The sequence below is a fragment of the Ohtaekwangia sp. genome (assembly GCF_036786105.1).
Taxonomy (GTDB): Bacteria; Bacteroidota; Bacteroidia; order Cytophagales; family Cyclobacteriaceae; genus Ohtaekwangia.
In genome coordinates this window covers 1-3,526 of record NZ_DAIQRQ010000130.1, presented here as the reverse complement: position 1 = coordinate 3,526, position 3,526 = coordinate 1, and the positions used below count along the sequence as shown (strand labels likewise).

Here is a 3,526-nt window from a genome sequence, read left to right as displayed (position 1 = left end):
TATCCCGATAGCCATCGGGAACAGAATAGCACAGATCGTTTAGAGTAACTGTTAATATACTCTTCCTAATAACGATTAACGGTTCACTAATAACGGATAACGTAACTCAGCCACGTTTCTTCTTCCGAAACGATTCATCAATCATGCCCGCTTCAAATAGCAAAGCACGGATCTGATCATCGTGTATATCGTTCAGTGATTCCAGGTATAGCACATATACCTGTTTACGTCCTTCGGCTTTCAAAGCACCATCTTCATTCAACATCCGGTAGCCTTGATTGAATCCCAGGGCTACACCGGGTCGCTTCGCCGATGTTTTCTTTTTTCCCAACGCTACGGAGGCCGGCCAGATATAGCAGATCAAACGGTTATGCCTGTAGAATATAATTCCTTCTCCATAATAGCCATGCTCTGTTGCAGCAGGTAAACACTCGGATACCAGCATGCGCAAACGCTTCACCATTACTTTTTCATTCGCAGGAAGATCGAAGATCATCTCTTCTATCGTCTTGGCAGTTGGCATTGCTTCAATCGGGTTTCAATCTAAATTATAAAAAATTTCTTTTTCCCTGTTGCCACCGGAATACTGGAGACGATTACTGCCGATCATGTGCATCCAAACTTCAGGGCCAGTCTGATGCGAACCCTCACTGTACAGTACGGAACGATATTACTATACTCTTTTTATATTCGTCCTTCGGTTCCAAAACCGATAACCAAGGACCTATCGAGTATGGAAATACATGTAGTCACGACCTACTCCTGTTATTTGGGCGAAGGCCCTGTCTGGGATGATCAGCGCAACGCGATCCTGTGGGTTGATATTATGCGAGGCAATATTCACGAGTTCTCCCACACGGAGCATCACCATCGTGTTATTGAATCGAATGTTATGGTGGGTGCCATTGCGTTGTGCGATAACGGTGATCTTATTGCTGCGCTTAAAACAGGTTTGTGCTATATCCGGCGCAATACCGGTGCCATCAAAATGCTGGTACATCCGGAAATGCATTTGCAGGGCAATCGCTTCAACGATGGTAAGTGCGATGGCGCGGGCAGATTCTGGATTGGCAGCATGGCACTTTCGGAAGAAGGCACCGCAGGAAGTTTATACCGTGTTGAAAAGGATTTTACCTACAAACGCGTACTTCAGGATGTAGCACTCTCCAACGGCCTGGGCTGGGCTCCGGATAACCGCACCTTTTACCACATCGATACGCCTACACGCCAGGTGTCAGCTTTTGATTTTAATATTGAAAGTGGCAACCTTTCCAACAAGCGCACAATTATAAATTTTCCCGAAACCGAGGGATATCCCGATGGCATGACTATCGATGCAGAAGGCATGCTGTGGATCGCGCATTGGGGTGGCTGGCAAGTGTCGCGCTGGAACCCGGCAACGGGTAAAAAGATATTTCACTTCCGGCTGCCGGTAGCAAATGTATCGTCCTGTACGTTTGGAGGTAACAACTTCCGTGATCTATACATCACCTCGGCACGCAAAGGACTTTCTGAAAACGACCTGCAGACACAACCGCTGGCAGGCTCTTTATTCGTGATACCCAACTGTGGCTTTCAGGGATCGGCACCCCATAGATTCAGACCCGCATCTATAGTATAACAATTACTCATGGTAAACCATTGGTACGTCCTGCCATTGTATTGTAGAAACAGATGGCTCCGCTATTTTCATCTGACGGTAGAGAAAGACGGATGCCCTTTGTTCGGTATTATTCTCCTGCATCCCGATCCTCGCACGAATAACAATTAACCTGTAACCGATAACGGTATAAAAAAAACAGAGCATCAGTCCGTCTGACGATGCTCCGCCTCTAACCTAACCTACCTATGTACGAGGTAAGAATGGTGTAAAACTATAAAACGAAATATCATTACTGCTTTAAATGAGCTTAAAATAGCGGACTACCCGATTATTCGGGATAACTATTACATTCTATACGACCAACGGCCGAATTGATTTGTACAGGAAAGCTTTCAATGGTGCTATCTTTCTGCTCTGCCGAACAACACGCGAAGTTTGTTCTTTGCTTTTTCCAATATATTCTTCTTGCGGGCCGGTAAATTCTTCCCTGCGCGATTGATGTAGAAATTCAGCATAGACATGGCTGACTGAAAAGGTGTACCCTTCCTCCTCTTACTGCGTTCGGCCGATCGCTTGAGAGAGCGCGCAATCTGTTCTGCATTGCCCGATTTGAAGATCCGGTCCTGAAGGTCAAGCGCGTTGCTCGTCTTCATTACCCGAGCCGACCATTTGCGTGTCGGCTTTTTAGCCGATCGTGTTTTCTTTCGGGCAGTAGTTTTTTTCCTGGAAGTAGTTGTTGCCATATACCCCGTTTACCTGTATAAATCACAAAAAATATACCTGCAGCAGTGTTATTTCCGGCAACCATGCGAGGAATGACTGCCGCAATAACTTTATTTGTTTGACGCCTCCCTTCCCCACAGGTGCTGGTTTTATCCCAGTGTTAAAAATCTTCGCTTCATATTAAGTAAATGTTACATCTGCACAGCACACTAGGGCACTAGTAAAGACACCTATATCTTGCAGGCAATTCGAGCTGTTAGCACATGAAGATGAGCATCACTCCCACTGAGATAAAGGTCATCAAACGCATTATCAATAATCAGTTAGAGCCTATTAAAGTTACCCTGATGAATCGCAAACCCGGCATGCAACCGGATGAATGGGCAAGCCTGGTGGACCGAACCAAGCAAAGTATATTAAGAAGCCCCGAACAATACCTGGAACGTGTCAATCCGGAGCCTGAAATACTTCAAACTATACTCGACAAAATTTTTAATGAATTACTAACGCATTAGTATAAACAAATCAACCAGCGGTATGCCTATACCGTTGTTCCGGTAATTTTTCGCCTGAACGTTCTGCCTCTAAATTAAGAGACATCTAGAATAGTGCTTGCATGCAGGGGCATAGCCATCGAAAGATATCACCCGTTTCGGGAATTGCTATAGCTTTGAAAAAACCGGTATCCTTTCCACGGGAGTCTTCATCAATTTCAAGACGGAAGGAATGGGTAAAGCCGGTTTCTGCATCGAGGGGCACATCTGTTCCGCTTAACCATATCCATTGCCCCGTGGCAGGATTTTGAAAGCCTATTTTAACGTCAACCACAATTCCCCTTTCAGAACCTCTCAGTCCAAGTATTTTTATCTTCGTTTTAATACCATGCATTACGGTGTCTTTTTCAGCTACCTCATTTACCTGGCCGGATGCAGTGACGATTGTTATAAAAATAAAAAGAATTAATATAGATATCTGTTTCATTACTTAATACAGTTGATTAATTACAAATAAATAAGGTGCTGTAATACTGCATGTCTTCCCAACGTCCTCGTTGGTTTTCTTCACCAACAACACCCACAGGAGTATGTTTTGCCGATTTATCCAGCGGCTTCATCGGGTACCGGTAATAGTATATATCCTCTGCCTCGAACTTGATGTTTTGTGAAAAAGATATTCCTGTAGCCAGGAGTAATAAGAAGG

Annotated in this window: 6 protein-coding genes; 2 read left to right on the top strand and 4 right to left on the bottom strand. The window is 44.6% G+C overall.

The window, feature by feature from the left end; all coding sequences use genetic code 11:
* Positions 1-106 precede the first annotated feature (106 nt).
* A complete protein-coding gene (locus V7Q33_RS23305; RefSeq protein WP_331979804.1) occupies positions 107-523 on the bottom strand; it encodes a DUF1801 domain-containing protein in 417 nt (138 codons plus the stop codon).
* A gap of 210 nt (positions 524-733) precedes the next feature.
* Between V7Q33_RS23305 and V7Q33_RS23300 the strand changes: the two genes are divergently transcribed.
* The gene (locus tag V7Q33_RS23300) at positions 734-1,621 is read left to right on the top strand and encodes an SMP-30/gluconolactonase/LRE family protein (RefSeq protein ID WP_331979805.1); all 888 of its coding nucleotides are present in this window, start codon (positions 734-736) and stop codon (positions 1,619-1,621) included.
* A gap of 383 nt (positions 1,622-2,004) precedes the next feature.
* On the opposite strand, the gene V7Q33_RS23295 is transcribed toward V7Q33_RS23300, so the two are convergent.
* On the bottom strand, positions 2,005-2,346 hold the full coding sequence (locus tag V7Q33_RS23295; protein ID WP_333821489.1) for a DUF3175 domain-containing protein: 342 nt from the start codon (positions 2,344-2,346) through the stop codon (positions 2,005-2,007).
* Positions 2,347-2,589: 243 nt separating this feature from the next.
* Between V7Q33_RS23295 and V7Q33_RS23290 the strand changes: the two genes are divergently transcribed.
* Positions 2,590-2,841 carry a hypothetical protein gene (locus V7Q33_RS23290; RefSeq protein ID WP_331979809.1) on the top strand — a complete coding sequence of 84 codons (252 nt, stop codon included), beginning with the start codon at positions 2,590-2,592 and terminating at the stop codon, positions 2,839-2,841.
* An 85-nt stretch (positions 2,842-2,926) separates the two neighbouring features.
* Here V7Q33_RS23290 and V7Q33_RS23285 read toward each other — a convergent pair whose 3' ends face one another.
* Both V7Q33_RS23285 and V7Q33_RS23280 read right to left on the bottom strand, forming a co-directional pair.
* Positions 2,927-3,307 carry a hypothetical protein gene (locus tag V7Q33_RS23285; RefSeq protein ID WP_331979811.1) on the bottom strand — a complete coding sequence of 127 codons (381 nt, stop codon included), beginning with the start codon at positions 3,305-3,307 and terminating at the stop codon, positions 2,927-2,929.
* 16 nt (positions 3,308-3,323) lie between these two features.
* On the bottom strand, positions 3,324-3,526 hold a 203-nt coding region (locus V7Q33_RS23280; protein WP_333821488.1), incomplete at its 5' end, for a hypothetical protein.

Excerpts from the sequence above, each read along its gene's own strand:
- V7Q33_RS23305 (WP_331979804.1), bottom strand. The coding sequence starts at position 523 with ATGCCAACTGCCAAGACGATAGAAGAGATGATCTTCGATCTTCCTGCG.
- V7Q33_RS23295 (WP_333821489.1), bottom strand. The coding sequence starts at position 2,346 with ATGGCAACAACTACTTCCAGGAAAAAAACTACTGCCCGAAAGAAAACA.
- V7Q33_RS23300 (WP_331979805.1), top strand. The coding sequence starts at position 734 with ATGGAAATACATGTAGTCACGACCTACTCCTGTTATTTGGGCGAAGGC.
- V7Q33_RS23290 (WP_331979809.1), top strand. The coding sequence starts at position 2,590 with ATGAAGATGAGCATCACTCCCACTGAGATAAAGGTCATCAAACGCATT.
- V7Q33_RS23285 (WP_331979811.1), bottom strand. The coding sequence starts at position 3,307 with ATGAAACAGATATCTATATTAATTCTTTTTATTTTTATAACAATCGTC.